We start from the raw sequence: 21,878 nt of genomic DNA, 5'->3' as shown, positions 1-21,878 counted from the left end.
GGGAGAGACGGAATGTACGACTTCGAACTGGTGAAGCCGAAGACCCTTCGGGAGGCCGTCGCGGCGCTTCAGGCCGAAGACGCGCAGGCGCTTGGCGGGGGGCAGACGCTGCTGCCGACGATGAAGGCGCGGCTCGCCATGGCCGAGCAATTCGTCGCCCTGTCGGGGATCGACGAGATCAAGGGCGTCTGCCTCGACGATGACGGCCGCATCTGCATCGGCGGCGGCACGACGCATGCCACGGTCGCGCGCGAATGCGCCGAAAGTTATCCTGCCCTGGCCTCGCTGGCCGGGCGCATCGGGGACCCGGCGGTGCGCAACCGGGGCACGATCGGCGGCTCGATCGCCAATAACGACCCCTCGGCCTGCTACCCGGCGGGGGCGCTGGGCTCGAATGCGACGATCATGGCCGAAGGGCCGAACGGCACGCGCGAAATCGCGGCCGACGACTTCTTTCTCGGCATGTTCACCACGGCGCTCGAGGAGGGGGAGATCGTCTCCGAGGTGAAGTTTCCGGTGCCCGAGCGCGCGCGCTACGAGAAGTTCATCCAGCCCGCCTCCCGCTTCCCGCTGGTCGCGGCCTTCGTCGCCAAGTTCTCGGACGGGGTGCGCGTGGCGATCACCGGCGCGTCATCGAGCGGGGTCTTCCGCTGGACCGAAGCCGAGGAGGCACTTTCCGCCGACTGGTCGCCGGATGCGGTCAAGGGTCTGACAGCGCCCGATGCGGGAGAGATGATCTCCGACCTGCACGGCGACGGGGCCTACCGGGCGCATCTGGTGAAGGTAATGACTGCCCGCGCGGTCGCCGCAGCCTGAGGACCGGGTTTCATGAAAACGCGCCGGCGCGACCTCTTCAGAAGGCCGCGCCGGCGGACAGGTCTTCGAACGGGATCAACGATCCAAACATGAAAAGGGCGCCCGAAGGCGCCCCGGAACCGCAAGCGATCCTCGTCTAGCGGGTGGACGGTCCGATCATCATGACCATCTGCCGGCCTTCCATCTTGGGGAAGTTCTCGACCTTGCCGATTTCCTTGGTGTCCTCGGCAACCCGCTCCAGCAGTTCACGGCCGAGATTCTGGTGCGCCATTTCGCGGCCGCGGAAGCGGAGCGTGACCTTCACCTTGTCGCCGCTTTCGAGGAACTTGAAGACGTTGCGCATCTTCACCTCGTAGTCATGCGTGTCGGTGTTGGGGCGGAACTTCACCTCCTTCACCTCGATGACCTTCTGCTTCTTGCGGGCCTCGGCTTCTTTCTTCTGGGTCTCGTACTTGTACTTGCCGAAATCCATGATCTTGCAGACCGGCGGATTTGCGTTCGGACTGATCTCGACGAGGTCGAGCCCGGCATCCTCGGCCATCTGGCGGGCACGGGAGGGGCTGACGACGCCGACATTTTCACCGTCGGCACCGATCAGGCGGATTTCGACGGCGCGGATCTTGTCGTTGACGCGGGGGCCGGTATCGCGCGTCGGAGGCGCGTTATGAGGTCTGCGGGCGATGGTCGTGGTCCTTTCCGGGACGTTGCTCTAAGGCGCATAAGGTAGCGCCGCGACGGCATCGCTTCAAGCCGCAAACCGGCAAGGTGCCGCTCACTCGCGCGCAAAACGGAGCGAAACGGAACCGTCGCCGCGTCACGGGGATTGATCTGTCGATCGAACGTCTCAAGTTGCGCCCCGCAGCACACCACACGTAGGAGAAATTCATGTCACGTAACATTATCGTCGGCCTTGCCGTTCTGGTCGTCGCCATCATTGCCTGGATCGTCATCGACAACCTTTCCGAGCCCGAAGTCGCGGGTGTCGACGGCGTCGACGGTGTGACCGCACCCGTCGAAGAGGACGAAGTGATCGTCGAGGAGGCCATCGTGCCCGAGCCGGTCGAAGAAGTCGAAGCCCCGGTGGAACTCGAAGAGCCCGTCATCGGCGACGTCGAGATCACCGAGGATGCGCCCGCGCTCGTCGACGAGGGTGAGGACGTCACGATGGAGACGCTGGAAAACGTGGAAACCGAAGCCTCCGAGATCTTCGATGAGGCCGGGGAGACCGCAGAAGACGGCGTGAACCTCATCGAGGAAGGTGCCGCGGAAACCGATCAGGCGCTTGAGAATATTGAGTCCGACACCACCGCGATCTTCGACGATGCTGCCGAAGAAACCGGTGAAGCCCTAGATGCGGCTGGAGACGAGATCGCCGAGGAGACCGACGAAGCGCTCGCCACCGTCGACGAGGCTGCCGAGGCCGTCGAGGTCGAGATGACCGAAGAGGCCGCAGAGATGGGTGCCGAAGTCGAGGCCGCGACCGATGACGAGGGCACCGTCGCGCTGGAGACCGAGACCGTTTCGGCCGACGAGCTGAACATCACCGGCGGCGACGAGACGGATTCCATGCTCGGTGACGGGGATCTCGCGGAACTGCTGACGCCGGAGAACTTCAATGCCGATGAGGTGATCATTGCGATCGAGGAATCGGATCTCGACGAGACGACCCGTCTGGAGTTGCTCACCGCCGTGGAGCAAGCCCGCCAAAACCCCGACATGGTCGACGCGGTCGTCGTTCGCGTGCGGGAGAGCCTCGGCATCGAATGATCGCCGGCTCATGAAACGAGGAAGGCCGCGCGGGGCGATCCGCGCGGCCTTTTCTTTTGCAGGTTGCCGCGGGTGCGAGCCGGGGTTTGCGGGGCCGGATAAACCGCCTCCGCCCGGTCAGGGATGAAGACGATCCGCGATCGTCTTCACATGCCCCTCAGCCCACGAAGGCCTTCTCCACGACGTAGTGCTTGGGCTCGGAATTGGCGCCTTCCTCCAGCCCGTACCCTTCGAGGATTTCCTTGATCTCGAGATTGAAGCCGAGCGAGCCGCAGACCATCGCGCGGTCCGTCTCGGGTCCGATCGTGTCGATGCCCAGATCGGCCTGAACCTCGCCCCGCCGCAGCAGGTCGGTGATGCGGCCGGTCTTCGGGCTCTCCTCGCGGGTCGTGGTCGGGTAGTAGCGCAGCTTGTCGCCGATCAGTTCTCCGATCAACTCGTCCTCGCGCAGCCCCTCGATCAGGCGGCGGCCATATTCCAGCTCCGCCACCTCGCGGCAGGTATGGGTGAGGATCACCTCGTCATAGGCCTCCCACGTCTCCGGCTCCCGCAGGAGCGAGGCGAAGGGCGCGATCCCGGTGCCGGTGGAGAAGAGCCAGAGCCGCTTGCCGGGCAGGAGCGCATCATGGACCAAGGTGCCCACGGGCTTGGGCCGCAGGATGATCTGATCGCCCGGCTTGATGTGCTGAAGCCGGGAGGTCAGCGGGCCGTCCTGCACCTTGATCGAGTAGAATTCCAACTCGTCGTCCCAGGCCGGCGAGGCGATGGAATAGGCGCGCAGGATCGGCTTGGCCTTGCCCGTCTTCGGGTCCGGATCCCCCATCAGACCGATCATCACGAACTCCCCCGAGCGGAAGCGCAAGGAGGCCGGGCGGGTTACGCGGAAGGAGAACAGGTAATCCGTCCAATGCGTCACCTCGGTGACGGTCTGGGCGTCGGGCAGGACGGGCACGGCTTGGGTCGGGGTCATGTCGTTCATCGGCTTTTGCGGCGTGTGGGCCGCACCTCTATGTCGGAAACGTTCGGGTTGCTAGGCGGTCACGGCATCGCGCCGGCGGCCCAGACGGGACTGGTAGTCGTGGCCGCGCCAGTTGGCGCGCGCCAGCCACTGCGCCTCGGGCTGACGGGTGGCGAGGTCGTCGTCGATCTCCACCTCGTCGAAACCCGACCGCCGGGCCATCGCGTATTGGTCGGCGATCACATGCCCCGCCGCGCGCAGACGGCCGGTAAAGCCCGCCCGTCGCAATTGCCGCGCGATGGTGAATCCGCGCCCGTCGGCGAAGGACGGGAAGGCCACGCGGATCGCCGCCACCTCGTCGAGGCGGATGAGGAGGGGGACGAGATCGGTGTCCGGCGCGACGTCCACGGCGGAAAACCCGTCCGCAGGCAGGTCGTCGGCAGGCACGAAGGCGGCGTTCAGGTCGTCGGGCGCGAAGCCCTTATCTGTCACGATAGGCATGGAAATCCTCCTGAGCGGGTGCCGTTCAACCGGCGACGGTGGCGGCGGGCACGGGGCGCCCGTTGACGAAATGGATGCCGCATTCGGTCTTTGCCCGCCCGCGCCAGCGGCCCGAACGCGGATCCTCGCCCGGCGCCACCCGGGATGTGCAGGGTGCGCAGCCGATGGAGGGGTAGCCCATCGCCACGAGCGGGTGCCGGGGGAGGCGGTTGTTCGTCATGTAATCGGCCACGTCCGCGGGCTCCCAGTGGGCGAGGGGGTTGACCTTGAGCAGACCGCCCTCCGCCTCGAAGAAGTCCAGCGCCGCGCGGGTGCCGCCCTGGAACCGCTTGCGCCCCGTGATCCAGCCGTCGAAGCCCCGCAGCGCCAGTTCGAGCGGCCGGGTCTTGCGCAGCGCGCAACAGGCGTCGGGGTCGCGGCCGTTCAGGTCGCCCTCGGGATCGGCCTTGAACAGGTCCGCGCTGTCGGGCCGGATCACGCGCATATCCGTCAGGTTCAGCCGCTCGGCCACCTCGCGCTGATAGGTCAGCGTCTCGGGGAACAGCATTCCCGTCTCCAGGAACAGGACCGGCGCGTGGCGGTCCATGACCGACAGCATGTGAAGGAGCACGATCGATTCGGCCCCGAAGGAGGAGACCAGCGCGATCGGCCCCACATCCGGATCCCCGAGCGCGCGCGACATGACGGCCACCGCGGAATGGTGGCGGTAGCTTTCGTTCAGGCGGTCGGCACGTTCGCGCAGGCGGATCTCGGCATCAAGCGGCATCCTGAGCCTCCTCGGGATAGAGCGCGGCCTTGAACGGCGCGGGACCGAGGCGGCGATACGCGTCGAGGAACGTGTCGTCGGGCCCCTCGCGCAGATCGAGATAGGCGAGGATCAGGCGCTCGATCGCGGGTACGATCGCGTCGTAGGCAAAGCCGGGACCGGCCCGCTCACCGATCGCGGCGCGCTCGGAGCCGTCGCCGCCCAGCGTGATCTGGTAATTCTCCACCCCCGCCCGGTCGAGCCCGAGGATCCCGATATGGCCGACATGGTGATGGCCGCAGGCGTTGATGCAGCCCGAGATCTTGATCTTCAGGTGCCCCACCTCGTGCTCGATCTTGAGGGCGTCGATGCGCTCCGCGATCTGCTGGGCGACGGGGATCGAGCGCGCGGTGGCGAGGGCGCAGTAATCCATGCCGGGGCAGGCGATGATATCGCTCGCCAGCCCGACATTCGCGGTGCCGAGGCCCGCCTCGCGCAATCTAGCATGCAGGGCGGGAAGGGCGGCGCGCGGCACGTGGGGCAGGATCACGTTCTGCTCATGGCTGATGCGCAACTCTCCATAGGCATGGGCCTCTGCCAAATCGGCCATGAGGCGCATCTGCTCGGCGGTCGCGTCGCCGGGCGTCGCGCCGTGGGCTTTGAGCGAGACGGTGACGATGGCATGGTCGGCGCGCTTGTGCCCCGCGGTATTGGTGTCGACCCAGGAGCGCAGGAGGGGGTCCACGACCGGCGCGTCGGTGCTGTCGGCGAAGGCGGGCGGCGCGAACTGGGCCTTGAGGTCGTCGAGAACCTGAAGCGCCGTGCCGTCGAAGAGGGGGCGCAGTTCGGCGAAGCGTTCCTCCACCTGACGGCGGATTTCGTCGAGCCCCGTTTCGTGGACGGTGATCTTGATGCGCGCCTTGAACTTGTTGTCGCGCCGGCCCAACCGGTTGTAGACGCTGACGATCGCCTCGCAATAGGGCAGGAGATCCGCCTCGGGCAGGAAGTCCCGCACGGTCTTGCCGATCATCGGCGTCCGGCCGAGACCGCCGCCCACGAGGACCTCGAAGCCGAGCTGTCCGTCACGCTCCTTGAGGACCAGACCGATATCGTGCGCACGGGTGACGGCGCGGTCGTTCGGTGCGCCCGTGACCGCGATCTTGAACTTGCGCGGCAGGAACTGGAACTCGGGATGATCGGTGGACCACTGCCGCAGCAATTCGGCATAGGGGCGCGGATCGGCCACCTCGTCTGCGGCGGCCCCGGCGAAATGGTCGGCGGTCACGTTGCGGATCGTGTTGCCGGAGGTCTGGATCGCGTGCAGGCCCACATCCGAGAGACGGTCGAGCATGTCGGGAATGTCCACGAGCTTCGGCCAGTTGTACTGGATGTTCTGGCGCGTGGTGAAATGGCCATAGCCCTTGTCCCACCGCTGCGCGAGATCGGCCAGCACACGCATCTGGTCGGACGACAGCGTGCCGTAGGGGATCGCCACACGCAGCATGTAGGCGTGCAGTTGCAGATAGACGCCGTTCATCAGGCGCAGCGGCTTGAACTCATCCTCGGTGAGCGAACCGTCGAGACGGCGCGCGACCTGGGCGCGGAATTGGGCGTTGCGCTCGGCGAGGAAGGCGCGGTCGAAATCGTCGTAACGGTACATCACTGGACCTCGTGGGCTTTGCCGTGGGCGTAGTTCGAGGGGCCGGTGGCGCGGAACCCCTCGCGGAAGTGAACCGGCTCGGGGCGGCCGTCGGGGCCGGGCCGGGCATCGGCGAGATAGGCGCCGACGACGCGGAGCGGTTGCGCCTCGGCGAGGGCCAGACGGTCGTTCGCGTGCTCGGCCTCGGTCAGAAGCTCGGCCGCGGAATGGTCGGGGGACCAGTCGCCGGCGGCGGTCAGGTAGACCACGTCCCCCTCGCGCAGCAGGTTGGCGGTGACGACCTTGGGGGTGAAGGGACGGTTGCGGCTCACAGCGCGATCTCCTCGTTGCGGATGGCCGCCATCGCGGCGCGGGGGGCGAGGCCATAGAGCAGGACGGCCGGGCCGGTCGCGTCCGCCACGATGTCGGGCAGGGTGGCGAGCGTGGCGGCGTGCACGCGCTGATCGGGGCGGGAGGCGTTCTCGACCACGGTGACGGGCGTGGCGCGCGACGCGCCGTGCATCATCAGTCGGCCCTGCATCCAGCGTGCGGCGCGCTTGCCCATGTAGATCGCGGCGACCTGACCGGGCGCGGCGAGCGCGGCCCAGTCGTGATCGGCGAAACCCTTCATGTCGTGCCCCGTCAGCAGGCGGATGGCGGCATTGCGGCCGCGCTGCGTCAGGCTCTGGCCGATGGAGGCGACGGCGGCGGAGGCGGCGGTGATGCCCGGCACGATCGTCCAGGCGATTTCGGCGGCGTCGAGCGCGGCGATCTCTTCGTCGAGGCGTCCGAACACGGCCGGGTCGCCGCCCTTGAGCCGGACGACGTGGTGGCCATCCTGCGCGTGCCGCACCATCAGCGCGTTGATGTCGTCCTGCGTCATGGAGGGGCCGAAGCCTTCCTTGCCGGCATCGACCAGAATCGCCTCGCGGCGGGCGAGTTCGAGGATTTCGGGCGCGACGAGGCGGTCGTGGATCACCACATCGGCGGCGTCGAGCGCGCGGCGGGCCTTGAGCGTCAGAAGCTCCGGATCGCCGGGGCCCGCGCCGACGAGGTCGACATGGCCGGGGCGGGCCTCGGCGGCCAGATGGGTCTCCAGCAGGTTGCCGAGCGCGGTGCGGGCGGCGTCTTCGCCCGTCGCCGCGGCGCGGGGGCCGACGCTCTCGTAGTAGTCCCCCCAGAAGCGGCGGCGCGGATTACCCATGGGTAATTTCATCGCAAGTCCCCGGAATCCCTTGGCAACCCGCGCGAGCATCCCGAGATCCTTGGGCAGGCGCGCCTCGAGGTCGGCCTTGATCCGGCGGGCGAGGACGGGGGCCGTACCCTCGGTGCCGATGGCGACGACGACGGGGTCCCGATCCACGATGGCCGGGGTGATGAACTGGCTGTCGGCGAGGTTGTCGACGATGTTGACCAGTGCCCCGTCGGCGGTGGCGAGCCGGAGCGCGCGGGCATCCAACGCGGCATCCTCATGCGCGCCGTAGGCGATGACGCAGCACAGCGCGTCGCCCGGCTCCTGCGCGCGGCGCAGAAGCTTCAGGCGGCCTTGGGTGGCCCAATCCTCGATCTCGGGGGCGAAGGTTTCGGCGACGACGGTGATATGCGCAGTCGTCTTGAGCAGCAGCCGCAGTTTGGCCACCGCCGCGTCGCCACCGCCCGCCACGAGAACGCGGCGACCATCGAGGGTGAGGAAGACGGGAAAGTGATTCATGGCGGCGCGCTCCGGTAATCTGTCCCCTGATATAGAACATCGTTCTGGATCTTTGGCAGGGGGGCGGCGATAACAGGAACATTCCTGTCCCGTGAGCCTGCGTGGCGGGACATTGTTCCAAGCCACAGGAGAAAGCCGAATGGCCGCCCGTCTTGACGATCTCGACCGGAAAATCCTCCGCGCCCTGCAATCGGATGCGGGGCAATCGCTGGACGAGATCGCGCGAAAGGTGGGGTCGTCCAAGACGCCCGTGTGGAATCGCGTCCGCAAGATGCGCGAAGCGGGGGTGATGGGGCCGCCGCAGGTTGTGGTCGATCCGGATGCGCTGGGGCTGGAGGCGTGTTTTTTCGTCCTGATCCGCACCAGCGAACATGAGACGGAGTGGCAGGCCCGCTTCCTCGCCGCCCTGAAGGCCCGGCCGGAGGTTCAGGAGGCGCACCGGCTGGCGGGGGAGATCGACTATATCCTGAAGGTGCGGGTGGCCAATGCGCGGGCCTATGACGAGTTCTATCAGGCGCTGATTTCGGAGGTGCGGGTGTTCAACGTCACCGCGCTCCTGTCGATGGAGGAGATCAAGTCGAGCCTCGCCCTGCCGATCTGAGCGGCCGGGCGGGGATCAGAGCGCGCGCGGCGTCGTGAAATCCAGACAGCGGCCGGGGATGCCGTTGTCGATCACGGTGCAGGCCCCGGTCGGATAGCGGCCGAAGTCTGGATCGTTCGGCGGCGTCACGCAAGCCATCCCCGCCGCCTGTCCGATGCCGGGGCTGTGCGCGACGATGAGCAGGCATTCCGCGTCCGAATCCTTTGCGAGATCGAGGATCGTGCCGGCCCCCGAGAGGTAGAGATCGGCGCGGTATTCCGTCGGTGTCTCGGGCAGCGCGAGCCCCTCCAGCGTCTGCCGCGTGCGGGTCGCGTCGGAGCACAGCACGTGGGTTGGCAGGTAGCCGCGCGAGCGCAGCCAATCCCCGAGCGCGGTGGCCGCATGTCGGCCGCGTTCGTTGAGCGGACGCTCGTGGTCGTCCTGATCGGGATCCGTCCAATCCGATTTCGCGTGGCGCAGGAGGATGAGTTTCACTGTTGCCGTTCCTTCATCGGGGTGGGCCGGGGGCGGCGCCCGGGGGGGGCGAAGCCGGTCATGCGGGCGCCGCGTTACCCGCCGGTATGGGACATGTGGCGGGTGACCTGTCCGCCGATCGTCTGGCGCGAATAGTCGAAATCGTGGCCCTTGGGCTTGCGCGCGATCGCGGCGCGGATCGCCTCCTCCAGGCTCGCATCCGCCTCCGAGGCGCGCAGCGGCGCGCGCAGGTCGGCCATGTCCTCCTGCCCGAGGCACATGTAGAGTTCGCCCGTGCAGGTGACGCGGACGCGGTTGCAGCTTTCGCAGAAATTATGCGTCAGCGGGGTGATGAAGCCGATCTGCTGGCCCGTCTCCTCCAGCCGCACGTAACGGGCGGGCCCGCCGGTGCGATGCGCCAGTTCGGTGAGGGTGTAGCGCTCCGCCAACCGGGCGCGCAGGTCCTTGAGCGGCCAATATTGATCGAGGCGCTGGACCTCTCCCATGTCGCCCATCGGCATGACCTCGATGAAGGTGAGGTCCATGTCCTCGCGCGCGCACCACTCCGCAAGGTCGAAGAGTTCGGCCTCATTGAAGCCCCTGAGCGCGACGGTGTTGATCTTGATCCGCAGCCCCGCGTTACGGGCGGCGTCGATCCCGCGCATCACCTTGTCGAGGCTGCCCCAGCGGGTGATCGCCCGGAACTTGTCGGCGTCCAGCGTGTCGAGCGAGACGTTGATCCGCCGCACGCCCGCATCGTGGAGCGGCCGGGCGAAGCGTTCGAGCTGGCTGCCGTTGGTGGTCAGCGTCAGCTCGTCCAGGCCGCGTTCGCCGGGGGCGCGGTCCAAATGGCGCGACATGCTTTCGAAGAAGGTCATGATGCCCTTGCGGACCAGCGGTTCTCCGCCGGTGATGCGCAGCTTTCGCACCCCCATCCGCACGAAGGCGGTGCAGAGGCGGTCCAGCTCCTCAAGCGTCAGAAGCTCTTTCTTGGGCAGGAAGGTCATGTGTTCCGCCATGCAATACGTGCAGCGGAAGTCGCAGCGATCGGTGACCGAGACGCGCAGATAGTCGATCGCACGCGCGAACGGGTCGATGAGCGGGGCAAAACTTTTCATGACCTTACGCTATGCGTCGGGGCGGTGCGCTACAAGTGGGGCTGACAGCCGCAGATGGTGCGTTAAGCTGAGCCGCATCGCAGTGAAGGGGATCATCATGCCGCGCCACGTCATCATCGTCACGGGACTGGCCGTCCTGCTGGCGGGTTGTTCCGATCTGCCGACCTCGGGTCGCGACGATGTCCGCCGTCCGGTTCAGAGGCCGGCGCAGGCCGCCCCCGCGCCGGCGCCACGGCCGGTTCTGACGGGCCCGGCCACGCAGGCCGCCGCGCTCGACACGGTGAGCGAGGCGCAGAAGTCGGCGGCCCGCGCGGCGGCGGCGACCGCGCCTGCGGGCGGGGAGCTGGGCGTGGCGACGGTATCGCTGGGCAATCCGACCGATCCGGGCCTCTGGGTCAAGACGGACCTCGTGTCGTCCGAGATGCCCGGCACGGTCCGCACCGGTTCGGGCGAGGCCATTGCCGTGACGCTGCGCCCGCTGGGCGGGACGGGGGGCGCGCAGATTTCGCTCTCGGCGGCGCAGGCGCTGGGCCTGCCGCTGGCGGGGCTGCATCCGGTGACGCTGGCGCGGGCAGGGTGATCGCGGCGGACGCGGCGGCGCGGCGCACGATTGCGCGCCTCGATGCGTGGGATGCGATGCGCGCGTCCTTCGCGTGGGACATCCCGGCCGGGTTCGACATTGCGGCGGGATGTTGCGACAGCTGGGCCGAGGCGGAGCCGGACCGGACCGCGATCGTCGATCTGTCGGAAGGGCGCCGGGTCTGGACCTATGGCGAGTTGAAGGCCGCATCCGACGCGATGGCGGGCGATCTGGCGCGCGCCGGGGTCGGGCGGGGCGACCGGGTGGCGATCCTGCTGCCGCAGCGGGCGGAGGTCATGGTCGCGCATTTCGCGGCGATGAAGCTCGGGGCCGTGTCGCTGCCGCTCTTCACGCTGTTCGGTCCGGAGGCGCTGGATTACCGGCTGCGCGATTCGGCGGCGCGGGCGGTGATCGGGGATGCGGGCGGGTTGGCGAAGCTTGAGGGCCTCGACCTTCCGGACCTCACCCTCCGGCTCGATGTGGATGCGTGGGTGCCGGGCGCGCCGGTCGAACGGGTCGCGGTGGGTCCCGAGGATCCGGCGATGATGATCTACACCTCCGGCACGACCGGAGAGCCGAAGGGTGTGCTGCATGCCCACCGGTTCCTGATGGGACATCTGCCCTGTCTTGAGACGGCGTTCGCCGGCTTCCCGGTTTCGGGCGACGTCGGGTGGACGCCGGCGGACTGGGCGTGGATCGGGGGTCTGATGGACCTCGCGATGCCCTGCCTGTGGTTCGGGGTCCCCCTCGTGGCGAAGCGGCTGGCCAAGTTCGAGCCGGAGATGGCGTGGCGGCTGATGGCGGAGGAGCGGGTGAGTGTCGCGTTCCTGCCGCCGACCGCGCTGCGGATGTTGCGGCGAAGCGCGCCGCCGCCGGGCCTTGCGCTGCGGGCGGTCATATCGGGCGGCGAGGCGCTGGGTGCCGATCTGATCGGCTGGGGGCGCGACACCCTCGGCGTTCCGATCAACGAGATCTACGGCCAGACCGAGTGCAACCTCGTGATGGCGCGATGTGCCGGGACGCAGTCGGGCGGGGAAGGGACGCTGGGCCGGGCGGTGCCGGGTGTGGATGTCGAGGTTCTGGACGAGACGGGCCGCGCGGTGGCCGACGGGGAGGTCGGGGAGATCTGCGCGCGCGGCTCTCCGGCGGCATTCCTGCGATACTGGAACAAGCCGGAGGAAACGGCGCAGAAGTGGCGCGACGGCTGGTTGCGGACGGGCGATCTGGGGCGGCGCGAGGGGGCGGTGATCGTCTACGTGGCGCGGGATGACGACGTCATCAACTCCGCCGGCTACCGAATCGGGCCGGTGGAGGTGGAGACGTGCCTCAACGCCCATCCGGGGGTGGTGAATTGCGCGGTGGTCGGTCTGCCCGATCCCGTGCGCGGCACGGCGGTAACGGCCTTCGTCGTGGCGGAGGCGGAGGCGGGGTCGGCGGAGATGGAAGCGGAGTTGATCGACTGGGTCCGCACGCGTCTGTCGCCGCATATGGCGCCGCGCGCGGTCCGCTTCGTCGAGGCCCTGCCGATGACGGCGACGGGCAAGGTCATGCGGCGGGCCTTGCGGGACGCGTAGTATCGCACGCGCCCCGGCCCGCGGCCCCGTTCAGGCCGCAGGCAGCCGCCGCTCCACGATTTCCGCCCACCAGGAGCAGCCGGCGGGGATCGCCTCGTCGGTGAAATCGTACTCGGGGTGATGGACGGGCGCGGTGTCGCCGTTGCCCACGAGGATGTAGGCGCCGGGGCGTTCCTCCAGCATGAAGGCGAAATCCTCGCCGCCCATCACGAGGGGGGCCTCGTCGCAGATGCCCGATACGGCGCGGGCCACCTCGGCGGCGAACTCGGTCTGCTCCTCGTGGTTGACCATGACCGGATAGTTGCGCTGGTAATCCACCTGCGCCGTGCCGCCGAAGGTCGCGGCGATGCCCGCGGAGATCTCGCCGATGCGCTTTTCGGCGAGGTCGCGCATCTCGGGCGACATGGTGCGGACGGTTCCCTTGAGCTGCACCCGCTGGGGGATGACGTTGAACGCCTTGGACGACGATTCCATCGAGGTGACGGAGACCACGATCTGATCGACCGGATCGGCGTTGCGCGAGACGATGCTTTGCAGCGCGGTGATCAGGTGGGCGGCCATCAGCCCGGTATCGACGACCTCGTGCGGCTTGGCGGCGTGGCCGCCCTTGCCCTCGAGTTCGATGCTGAACACGTCGGTCGCGGCGAAGAACGCGCCGGGGCGGATTGCGAAGCTGCCGACCGGGCGGCCGGGCCAGTTGTGCATTCCGTAGACCTCCTGGATGTTCCAGCGGTCCATCATGCCGTCGTCGCACATCTCCTTGCCGCCGCCGCCGCCTTCTTCGGCGGGCTGGAAGATCAGCACGACGGTGCCGTCGAAATTGCGCGTCTCGGCGAGGTACTTGCCCGCGCCGAGCAGCATGGACGTGTGGCCGTCATGGCCGCAGGCATGCATCGCGCCGTCGGTCTTGCTGGCCCAGGGCCGGCCGGTCTGCTCGTGGATCGGCAGCGCGTCCATGTCGGCGCGCAGGCCGATGACCTTGCCCGAATCCGTCTTGCCCCGGATCACGCCGACGACGCCGGTGCGGCCGATCCCCTCGACCACCTCGTCGCAGCCGAAGGCGCGCAGCTTTTCGGCCACGAGCCCGGAGGTGCGGTGCGTGTCGAACAGGATCTCGGGGTTTTCGTGCAGGTCGCGCCGCCATTCGGTGATTTCGGGCAGCAATTCGGCAAAGCGGTTCTTGACGGGCATCCTGGTTCCTCCGGTTGACGGTGCGCGCGGAGAACACACCCTCCGGGCCGGGGCCGCAAGGGGTCAGTCCTCGTCCCGCGCCACCCTGCCGTCCAGGTGCAGATCGGTGCGCAGCGGCGCCTCGAACCCGGCGGCGCGCAAGGCACCATCCACCGCAAGCCGCACGTCGGACGCGACGCGGATCACGGTGGCCTCGTCGGGGTCGGTCCACCAGCGCACGCGGACCAGCTTGGCGAGGTCGCCCACATCCTGCCCCTGCGCGTCGGGGGCGGGATCGGCGGCCACACCCTCCACCCGGCGCGCGGCGTGCCGGGCGATCTCGACGGCACGCGGCCAGTCGTCGGCGAGGCGGACTGGAAAGTCCTGCTGCGAGCGGCGTTTGTCGAAGGCGGTGTTGACGATGACCGCCGAGGTATAGACCTCCGCGTTCGGGATCACGACGCGGCGGCCGTCATAGGTTCGGATCTTGGTGGCGCGGGTCTCAATATGCTCGACCGTGCCCTCGTAGTCGCCGTTGACGATCTGGTCGCCCACCCGGAACGGCTGCCGGATCAGGATGAGGATGCCCGCCAGCATGTTCTGCAGGATGTCCTTGAAGGCGAAGCCGATGGCGACCGACCCGATGCCCAGCCCCGCGATCAGGTCGATCGGCTCGATCGACGGCGCCACGACGGTGAGCGCCAGCATCGCGCCGGCGATCCAGATCGACCATTTGGCGAGGCTGCCGGTGACGCGGCCGAGATCGTCGCGCTCCGGCCCCCAGGCGGTGTGCCGGATTGTCCACGCGGCGGCCATGCCGAGGATCACGAAGACCGCCAGCAGCCCGAGCGCGACGGCGAAATTGGGCAGCAGCCGCACGAAGCCTTCGACCCAAGCGTCGAGCTTGCCGATGATCAGGTCGGGGTCGGCCGAGATCTCCTCGGCGCCGTCGCCCTCCACCCCGTCAGACCAGCGTTTCGACGACCCGCCGCATCAGGGCCTCGCCGCGCTGGAACTGCTCCGTGGCGATCCACTCGTCGGGCTGGTGGGCCTGCGCGATGTCGCCGGGGCCGCAGACGACGGCGGAATAGCCGCGGTCCTGGAACTGGCCGGCCTCGGTGCCGTAGGTGACGACATGGGTGCCGTTGTCGCCCGTCAACTGCCGGATCAGCGCCTCGGCCACGCCGTCGGTCTCCGGGCGCAGGCCGGGCACACCGAGATTGCGCGACCAGGTGACGCCGGCCTCGGGATGGCGGGCGCGCAGCTGGCCGTCGAGCTGCGTCAGGAACGCGTCGAGCGCCGCCTCGTGGCGGGCCACGTCGTCGCCCGCGGGCACGCGAAAGCCCAGCTTGAAGGTGCAGTCCTTGGCCGTGATGTTATGCGCCGTGCCGCCCTGGATCGTGCCGACATGGGTCGTGGCATGCGGCGGGTCGAAGGTGGCCGAGATTGGGTCCGGCGTCGCGGCCCGGCATTCGGCGTTGTGGTCGTTGACCCATTGCAGGACGCGCCCCGCCTCGTGGATCGCGCTGACCCCCTCGGGGAGCTTGGAGGAATGGACCTCGTAGCCGTGGACGTGGATATCGGTGATGGTCGAGGCGTTGTGCCCGGTGACGGGGCGCAGCATCGAAGGCTCACCGATGATGGCGGCGGCGGCGCGGGGCAGGTGCCTGAGCATGTCGTCGATCATCGGCGGCGCGCCGATGCAGCCGACCTCCTCGTCGTAGCTGAGCGCGATCTGCAGCGGGCGGGTCACGCCGATGGCGAGCGCGTGCGGCACCATGGCGAGCGCGATGGCATCGAACCCCTTCATGTCGCAGGTGCCGCGGCCGTAGAGGCGGCCGTTCGCCTCGGTCACGGCGAAGGGGTCGAAGCTCCAGTTCTGGCCATCCACGGGCACGACATCGGTATGACCCGACAGGACCACGCCGCCTTCGACCTCGGGCCCGGCATTGGCATAGAGCGCGGCCTTCCTTCCGGTCGCGTCGTAGACCCGCCGCGCGGCGACGCCATGCGAGGCGAGGTATTCCTCGACCCAGTCGATAAGATCGAGATTGGAATCCCGGCTGACGGTCGGAAAGGCCACGAGCCGGTCCAGAATCTCGCGGGCGGTGAGGGTCATTGGCTTTGGCATCGCGGTGCTCCTTCGTCTCATGGGTGCTGCGCCGGAGGGCGAAGGTCAAGCTGGGCGCCCGGAAAAGAGGCGCTCGTCAAGATTTGCCCGCGAAAGAGGCACAACTCTTGCGGGAGGAGGATCATCTGCTAGCGTAGGCGCGAACCGGGCACGAACGACCCGGCGGGGAAACGACGGGGGTGGCGAATGCCGGCAGGCGACGCCAGACCGGTGCTGGAGGTCCGCGACCTTCGCACCGTATTTCAGACGCGCGGCGGCGAGGTGCATGCCGTCAACTCGGTGAGCTTCGATGTGAAGCCGGGGGAGTTGCTCGGCGTCGTGGGAGAGAGCGGGTCCGGCAAGTCCGTGACCATGATGTCGCTGGTCGGTCTGTTGCCGATGCCGCCCGCCGAGGTGCGCGGGGGCGAGGTGCTTCTCGACGGGGAGGATCTGCTCAAGGTCAGCCCGGCGCGGCTGCGCGACGTGCGCGGCGGCGAGGTCGGGTTCATCTTTCAGGACCCGATGACGTCGCTCAACCCGGTCTTCACCGTCGGTTTCCAGATCATCGAGCCGATCCGCCGTCACATGGGGCTCAACAAGCGTCAGGCGCGCGAACGGGCGGTCGAGCTGCTGGAGCTGGTGGGGATACCCGGCGCGCGCGGGCGGCTGTCGGATTATCCGCACCAGTTTTCGGGCGGCATGCGGCAGCGGGTGATGATTGCCATCGCGCTGGCCTGCGACCCGAAGGTGCTGATCGCGGACGAGCCGACGACGGCGCTCGACGTCACGATCCAGGCCCAGATCCTCGAGATCGTGGAGGATCTGCGTGCCCGTCTCGGCATGGCGATCGTCTGGATCACGCACGATCTGGGCGTCGTCGCCGGCATCGCCGACCGCGTCATGGTGATGTATGGCGGGCAGGTGGTGGAGCATGCGCCGGTCCATCCGCTCTTCAACGATCCGCGTCACCCTTACACCCGCGCGCTGCTCCGGACGATTCCGACGGTGACGGGGGCGCGGGCCGACAAGCTTCAGGTGATCGAGGGGCAGCCGCCGATGCTGGGCGCGGCGCCGTCGGCCTGTCCGTTCCGCGACCGCTGTCCGCTGGCCTTCGACCGGTGCCATGCGGAGAACCCGCTGCGCGAGGTGGTGGCGCCGAACCACGACGTCGCCTGCTTCCATCCGCTTGCCCATACGGCCAAGGAGGCGGTGGCATGAACGCGCAGCGTCCGCTGGTCGAGGTGCGCGACCTGAAGATGCACTTCCCGATCCATTCCGGCCTGCTCCGGCGTCAGACGGGCGCGGTGAAGGCCGTCGATGGGGTGACCTTTGATATCTACGAGGGCGAGACGCTGGGTCTCGTGGGAGAGTCGGGCTGCGGCAAGTCCACCTGCGGGCGGGCGGTGCTGCGGCTCTACGACCTGACGTCGGGCGAGGTCGTGGTGGACGGACGCGCCATCGGGACCGAAAGCCAAGGCAGTCTGCGCCGGATGCGGACAACGATGCAGATGGTGTTCCAGGATCCGCAGGCCTGTCTGAACCCCCGCATGACCGTCGGCGCCATCATCGGCGAGCCGCTGGACGAGCATACCGACTGGCCGCGCAAGAAGAAGCGCGCGCGTGTCGAGGAGCTGATGGATCAGGTCGGGCTCAACCGCGCGTTCCTGAACCGCTATCCGCACGAATTCTCCGGCGGGCAGCGGCAGCGGATCGGCATTGCCCGCGCGCTGGCGCTCAAGCCCAAGTTCATCGTCTGCGACGAGCCGATCGCCGCGCTCGACGTGTCGATCCAGGCGCAGGTGGTGAACCTTCTGGAGGAGCTGCAGGACGAGCTGGGGCTGACCTACCTGTTCATCAGCCATGACCTGTCGATGGTGCGCCATATCGCCGACCGGGTGGCCGTGATGTATCTGGGCAAGGTGGTCGAGCTGGCGCCGCGGGATGCGCTGTATGACGAGCCGCTGCATCCTTACACGGAGGCGCTGCTTTCGGCGGTGCCGGAGCCGGACCCGGCCATGGCGGGACGCAAGCGCGAGCGCATCGTGCTCAAGGGGGACGTGCCGAGCCCCGCAAACCCGCCGGCGGGCTGCAACTTCTGCACCCGCTGCCCGAAGGTGATGGAGGTCTGCCACCGGATCGACCCGGCCTTCCGCGAGGTACGGCCGGGCCATTTCGCGGCGTGCCACCTGAACGACCCCCGATATGGCCCCGAACACAGCGAGAGCGCGGAGCCAACCGCGCCCGAAGCGACACGCACTCAACACGGAGGAACCCGATGAAACTCTCACACGCCCTGATGGCGTCCGCGGCGGCCCTGGTGCCGGCCACGGCGCTGGCCGAAGCCCATATGGGCGAGCGCGGCCGCGACGGCGAGGTCAACATCATCTACTGGCAGGCGCCCTCGACCCTGAACCCGTTCCTGTCGGGCGGCACCAAGGATGTCGAGGCGGCGAGCCTGATCGTCGAGCCGCTGGCCCGTTTCGACGAAACCGGTGCGATCCAGCCCTGGCTGGCCACGGAGGTTCCCACCGTCGAGAATGGCGGCGTCTCCGAGGATCTCAAGCAGATCACGTGGAAGCTGCGCGATGACGTCGTGTGGTCGGACGGCACGCCCTTCACGGCCGAAGACGTCAAGTTCACCTACGAATACTGCACCCACCCCGAAGGCGGCTGTGCGCAGATCACAAAGTTTGAAGGCATCGAAAGCGTCGAGACCCCGGACGAACATACCGTCGTCGTCAACTTCGCCGAGCCGAAGCCCTATCCCTATACCGCCTTCACCGGCGGAGAGAGCCCGATCCTGCAGAAGGCCCAGTTCGAGAATTGCGTCGGCGCGGCCGCGTCGTCCTGCACCGAGGAGAACTTCAACCCGATCGGCACCGGCCCCTTCGTCGTGGACGAGTTCCGCACGAACGACGTGATCTCGCTCTCGGCCAACCCCAACTTTCGTGAGGAAGGCAAGCCGGCCTTCGCCAGCGTGAACTTCAAGGGCGGCGGCGATGCCGATGCGGCCGGTCGCGCGGTGATGCAGACGGGCGAGTTCGATTACGCCTGGAACCTGCAGCTTGCCCCCGACGTGATCGCGCGGATGGAAGCGGGCGGGCAGGGTCAGGCCGTCGCGGGTTTCGGCCCGCTGCTCGAGCGTATCATGCTCAACAACACCAACCCCGATCCGTCCCTGCCTCCGGAGGAGCGTTCGGTCATCCGTCCGCATCCGTTCCTCGGTGAGCCGGCGGTCTATAACGCGATGTCGATGGCGATCGACCGGCCGCTTCTGGTCGAGATCGGCTATGGGCAGGCAGGCCGCGTGACCTGCAACTGGGTGCCCGCCCCGGAGATTTATTCCTCCACCTCAATGACCTGCGACGAGCAGGACCTCGAAGGCGCCAAGCAGATGCTGGAGCAGGCCGGCTGGGTCGATACCGACGGCGACGGCGTGCGCGAGAAGGACGGCGTGGAACTGCGCATCCTCTACCAGAGCTCGACCAACGCCGTGCGTCAGGACTTCCAGGCGCTGATCAAGGAATGGTGGGAGGAGATCGGCTTCGCGGTCGAGCTTCGCAACGTCAACTCGTCGGTCTTCTTCGGCGGCGATGCGGGGTCGCCCGACACGTTCCAGAAGTTCTATGCCGATGTCGAGATGTACGCCAACACCTTCAACGGCACCGATCCGCAGGCCTATCTGGCCAACGGCCTGTGCGACAAGGCTCCGCGGCCCGAGACCCAGTGGCAGGGCGAGAACATCTCCCGCTTCTGCATGGAGGAGTATGACGCGCTCTGGAACGAGCTGGCGGAAACCGCAGATCCGCTGGCCCGCCAGTCGATCGCCAAGGCGCTCAACGACATGTACGTCCAGAACGGCGGGATGATCCCGCTGGTTCACCGCGGCCGTCTGTCGGCGCACGCCAACGACCTGGGCGGCGTCAAGCTGAACGTCTGGGACAGCGAGTTGTGGAACGCCGCCGACTGGTACCGCATCAGCGAATGATCCGAAGCCGGGGGCGGCGTCCGCGCCGTCCCCGATCCCGCCGCGCCCCCGCGGTGGGTTTCCACTCGCCCCGACCGATGGTCGGCGGGACCGGTGGAAACCCACCACGACCTGCCACGCCACCCCCGCAACAGGATGGCCCATGCTGACCTTCACGATCCGGCGATTGCTCTTCGCGATCCCGACGCTTCTGTTCATCGCGCTGGTGATCTTCCTTCTGCTGGAGCTGGCGCCCGGCGACCCCATGGCGAACGTGCCGCTGACCGTGCCCTCCGAGGTGAAGGAGCAGATGCGTGTCGCTCTGGGCCTGGGCGAGCCGATGCATATCCGCTTCTGGAAGTGGATCATCCAGTTCTTCTGGATCGAGCCGCTCAACGTCTTCGACGCGCTGTTCGGGACCGGCTTCGCCGAGGGCAAGCTGCGGATCATCTCCTGGCAGAACCGCGCGCCGGTCTTCATCGCCATCGCGGAGCGCATTCCCCAGACACTCTGGGTGGTTGGCACGGCCTATGTCGTCGCCATCCTGATCGCGATCCCGGTGGGCATCTATTCGGCCTATCGCCAGTATTCGATCTTCGATCAGGCGGGGACGTTCGTGACGATGGTGGGCTTTTCGGTCCCGCCCTTCTTCTCGGGGGTTCTCGTGATCCTCATCTTCGCGGTGCAGCTGCGGTGGTTCCCGTCGATCTACGACACGACGCTGGAGGTGAATTCCTGGGAGGCGTTCGGGATGCAGGTCCGGCAGATGTTCCTGCCGGTGATGGTCCTCGCGCTGCAGATCACGTCGCAGCTGTCGCGCTTCATGCGGGCCTCGATGCTCGACAACCTCAACCAGGACTATGTCCGCACCGCCCGCGCCAAGGGCCTCCGCGAAAATACGGTCGTGCTGGTCCACGTGCTGCGCAACTCGATGATCCCGGTGGTCACGGTCATCGCGCTCGGCGTGCCGTCGATCTTCGGCGGTGCGATCATCACCGAGCAGGTGTTCAAGGTGAACGGGATCGGGCAACTCCTGATCACCGCGATCCAGGCCAACGACCTGCCGATGGTGCAGACGCTGACCTTCATCTTCGCGGTGCTGATCGTGCTGTTCAACCTGATCGCCGACGTCCTTTACGGGATGCTCGACCCGAGGATTCGCTATGACTGAACACGACGCCCGCGCGCCGGGCACCGCCATCGGCTCCGAATTCGGTACGGTCGCCGCATCCGCCCCCGTCGCCGGGGCAGAGCCGATCCTGATGACCCGCGCGCGCAGCCAGTGGTGGGACGTCTGGGACCAATTCAGCAGCCACAAGGGCGCGCTGGCGGGGGCGGCGGTGTTCCTTGCCATCGTGCTGATGGTCGTGATCGGCCCGATGATCTGGCCGCTCGACCCGACCGAGACGGATATCCGTTCGCGCAATCAGGGCATCAGCCTCGTGCATCCGCTGGGCACCGATCAACTCGGCCGGGACATCTTCGCACGGGTGATGCAGGGCGGACGGATCTCTCTGGCCGTGGGGCTGACGGCGATGGCGCTGAGCCTCGTGCTAGGGACGCTGATCGGCGTGATGGCGGGGTATTTCCGGCGGCTCGACGGGCCGCTGATGCGGTTCACGGACCTGTTCCTCGCGCTGCCGCTGCTGCCGCTCCTTCTGGTCATGGTGCTCTTGTTCCGGGAGCCTCTGACGGCCGCTTTCGGGATCGAGACCGGGATATTCATCCTCATCGTCTCCGCCATCGGGATCACGTCGTGGATGCAGACCGCGCGGATCGTGCGGGGCGACGTGCTTGCGTTGAAAGAGCGGGAGTTCGTGCTGGCCGCGCGCGCCACCGGGACGCCGTCGCGCCGGATCGTGACGCGCCATGTCCTGCCGAACATCCTCTCGCCGATCATGGTTTCCGCGACGCTGGGCATCGCCACGGCAATTATCACGGAATCGGCGCTGTCCTTCCTCGGCCTCGGGTTTCCGCCCGACTTTCCAACATGGGGCCGGCTTTTGAACGACGGGGTGTCCTATCTGGAGCTCTATCCCGGACGCGCCTTCTGGCCGGGCCTCGCGATCAGCCTCGTGGTCCTGTCGATCAACTATGTGGGTGACGGCCTGCGCGATGCTTTGGACCCGCGAATCCGGGGGCGCTGAGGGGGCGGGACGGCGCGGCTC

Annotated in this window: 22 protein-coding genes; 10 read left to right on the top strand and 12 right to left on the bottom strand. The window is 67.8% G+C overall.

Translation table 11 applies throughout. The annotated features are described in order from the left end of the window. Positions 1 to 12: 12 nt before the first annotated feature. Positions 13 to 816 (top strand): FAD binding domain-containing protein, encoded by an 804-nt coding sequence (locus JSE7799_RS04355; RefSeq protein ID WP_055662521.1) that lies wholly within the window; start codon positions 13 to 15, stop codon positions 814 to 816. Positions 817 to 952: 136 nt separating this feature from the next. Here JSE7799_RS04355 and infC read toward each other — a convergent pair whose 3' ends face one another. Beyond that, positions 953 to 1,411 carry a translation initiation factor IF-3 gene (gene infC, locus JSE7799_RS04350; RefSeq protein WP_442354834.1) on the bottom strand — a complete coding sequence of 153 codons (459 nt, stop codon included), beginning with the start codon at positions 1,409 to 1,411 and terminating at the stop codon, positions 953 to 955. Positions 1,412 to 1,701: 290 nt separating this feature from the next. On the opposite strand from infC, the gene JSE7799_RS04345 reads away from it, so the two are divergent. After that, entirely contained in the window at positions 1,702 to 2,583 is an 882-nt protein-coding gene (locus tag JSE7799_RS04345) for a hypothetical protein (RefSeq protein WP_055662519.1), read from the top strand. A gap of 157 nt (positions 2,584 to 2,740) precedes the next feature. Here JSE7799_RS04345 and JSE7799_RS04340 read toward each other — a convergent pair whose 3' ends face one another. From JSE7799_RS04340 to cysG, 6 genes are read right to left on the bottom strand one after another with little or no spacing between them, the layout of a single operon-like run. Next, positions 2,741 to 3,562, bottom strand: a complete 822-nt coding sequence (locus JSE7799_RS04340; protein WP_055662518.1) for a ferredoxin--NADP reductase — start codon at positions 3,560 to 3,562, stop codon at positions 2,741 to 2,743. A gap of 51 nt (positions 3,563 to 3,613) precedes the next feature. Next, entirely contained in the window at positions 3,614 to 4,042 is a 429-nt protein-coding gene (locus JSE7799_RS04335; RefSeq protein ID WP_055662517.1) for a DUF934 domain-containing protein, read from the bottom strand. Positions 4,043 to 4,067: 25 nt separating this feature from the next. Continuing rightward, positions 4,068 to 4,808, bottom strand: coding sequence for a phosphoadenylyl-sulfate reductase (locus tag JSE7799_RS04330; protein ID WP_055662516.1), 741 nt, complete (start codon positions 4,806 to 4,808; stop codon positions 4,068 to 4,070). Then, a complete protein-coding gene (locus JSE7799_RS04325; protein ID WP_055662515.1) occupies positions 4,798 to 6,447 on the bottom strand; it encodes a nitrite/sulfite reductase in 1,650 nt (549 codons plus the stop codon). Before JSE7799_RS04325 ends, JSE7799_RS04330 begins: the two co-directional genes overlap by 11 nt. Then, entirely contained in the window at positions 6,447 to 6,758 is a 312-nt protein-coding gene (locus JSE7799_RS04320; protein WP_055662514.1) for a DUF2849 domain-containing protein, read from the bottom strand. The genes JSE7799_RS04325 and JSE7799_RS04320 overlap by 1 nt, the downstream gene beginning before the upstream one ends. Continuing rightward, a complete protein-coding gene (cysG, locus tag JSE7799_RS04315; protein WP_055662513.1) occupies positions 6,755 to 8,137 on the bottom strand; it encodes a siroheme synthase CysG in 1,383 nt (460 codons plus the stop codon). The genes JSE7799_RS04320 and cysG overlap by 4 nt, the downstream gene beginning before the upstream one ends. Before the next feature lie 139 nt (positions 8,138 to 8,276). Here cysG and JSE7799_RS04310 point away from each other — a divergent pair, with 139 nt between their 5' ends. Continuing rightward, positions 8,277 to 8,738 (top strand): Lrp/AsnC family transcriptional regulator, encoded by a 462-nt coding sequence (locus tag JSE7799_RS04310; protein WP_055662512.1) that lies wholly within the window; start codon positions 8,277 to 8,279, stop codon positions 8,736 to 8,738. A gap of 15 nt (positions 8,739 to 8,753) precedes the next feature. Here the strand turns inward: JSE7799_RS04310 and JSE7799_RS04305 are convergent, their stop codons facing one another. Both JSE7799_RS04305 and moaA read right to left on the bottom strand, forming a co-directional pair. Then, complete coding sequence (locus JSE7799_RS04305; protein WP_055662511.1) at positions 8,754 to 9,212, bottom strand: SixA phosphatase family protein; 459 nt, start codon at positions 9,210 to 9,212, stop codon at positions 8,754 to 8,756. Positions 9,213 to 9,286: 74 nt separating this feature from the next. Further along, complete coding sequence (gene moaA, locus JSE7799_RS04300) at positions 9,287 to 10,309, bottom strand: GTP 3',8-cyclase MoaA (RefSeq protein ID WP_055662510.1); 1,023 nt, start codon at positions 10,307 to 10,309, stop codon at positions 9,287 to 9,289. 97 nt (positions 10,310 to 10,406) lie between these two features. Here moaA and JSE7799_RS04295 point away from each other — a divergent pair, with 97 nt between their 5' ends. Beyond that, complete coding sequence (locus JSE7799_RS04295) at positions 10,407 to 10,889, top strand: hypothetical protein (RefSeq protein WP_055662509.1); 483 nt, start codon at positions 10,407 to 10,409, stop codon at positions 10,887 to 10,889. Then, positions 10,886 to 12,463, top strand: a complete 1,578-nt coding sequence (locus JSE7799_RS04290) for an AMP-binding protein (RefSeq protein WP_306455391.1) — start codon at positions 10,886 to 10,888, stop codon at positions 12,461 to 12,463. Before JSE7799_RS04295 ends, JSE7799_RS04290 begins: the two co-directional genes overlap by 4 nt. A gap of 30 nt (positions 12,464 to 12,493) precedes the next feature. On the opposite strand, the gene JSE7799_RS04285 is transcribed toward JSE7799_RS04290, so the two are convergent. From JSE7799_RS04285 to argE, 3 genes are all read right to left on the bottom strand, one after another. Continuing rightward, positions 12,494 to 13,654 carry a M20 aminoacylase family protein gene (locus JSE7799_RS04285; RefSeq protein ID WP_055662508.1) on the bottom strand — a complete coding sequence of 387 codons (1,161 nt, stop codon included), beginning with the start codon at positions 13,652 to 13,654 and terminating at the stop codon, positions 12,494 to 12,496. A gap of 63 nt (positions 13,655 to 13,717) precedes the next feature. After that, positions 13,718 to 14,593: a mechanosensitive ion channel family protein gene (locus JSE7799_RS04280; protein ID WP_055662507.1), complete on the bottom strand. Its 876-nt coding sequence runs from the start codon at positions 14,591 to 14,593 to the stop codon at positions 13,718 to 13,720. Positions 14,594 to 14,597: 4 nt separating this feature from the next. Next, positions 14,598 to 15,752 carry an acetylornithine deacetylase gene (gene argE, locus JSE7799_RS04275; protein WP_055662506.1) on the bottom strand — a complete coding sequence of 385 codons (1,155 nt, stop codon included), beginning with the start codon at positions 15,750 to 15,752 and terminating at the stop codon, positions 14,598 to 14,600. 198 nt (positions 15,753 to 15,950) lie between these two features. Between argE and JSE7799_RS04270 the strand changes: the two genes are divergently transcribed. From JSE7799_RS04270 to JSE7799_RS04250, 5 genes are all read left to right on the top strand, one after another. Beyond that, positions 15,951 to 16,961, top strand: coding sequence for an ABC transporter ATP-binding protein (locus JSE7799_RS04270; RefSeq protein ID WP_055662505.1), 1,011 nt, complete (start codon positions 15,951 to 15,953; stop codon positions 16,959 to 16,961). Continuing rightward, positions 16,958 to 18,022, top strand: coding sequence for an ABC transporter ATP-binding protein (locus JSE7799_RS04265; protein ID WP_055662504.1), 1,065 nt, complete (start codon positions 16,958 to 16,960; stop codon positions 18,020 to 18,022). Before JSE7799_RS04270 ends, JSE7799_RS04265 begins: the two co-directional genes overlap by 4 nt. Then, on the top strand, positions 18,019 to 19,731 hold the full coding sequence (locus JSE7799_RS04260) for a peptide ABC transporter substrate-binding protein (protein WP_055662503.1): 1,713 nt from the start codon (positions 18,019 to 18,021) through the stop codon (positions 19,729 to 19,731). The genes JSE7799_RS04265 and JSE7799_RS04260 overlap by 4 nt, the downstream gene beginning before the upstream one ends. Positions 19,732 to 19,873: 142 nt before the next feature. Then, on the top strand, positions 19,874 to 20,881 hold the full coding sequence (locus JSE7799_RS04255; RefSeq protein ID WP_055662502.1) for an ABC transporter permease: 1,008 nt from the start codon (positions 19,874 to 19,876) through the stop codon (positions 20,879 to 20,881). Positions 20,882 to 20,972: 91 nt separating this feature from the next. Then, on the top strand, positions 20,973 to 21,857 hold the full coding sequence (locus tag JSE7799_RS04250; protein ID WP_055662536.1) for an ABC transporter permease: 885 nt from the start codon (positions 20,973 to 20,975) through the stop codon (positions 21,855 to 21,857). Positions 21,858 to 21,878 lie beyond the last annotated feature (21 nt).

Source organism: Jannaschia seosinensis (assembly GCF_001408515.1).
Lineage (GTDB): Bacteria > Pseudomonadota > Alphaproteobacteria > Rhodobacterales > Rhodobacteraceae > Jannaschia > Jannaschia seosinensis.
This window is presented reverse-complemented; position numbering and strand designations above follow the sequence as displayed.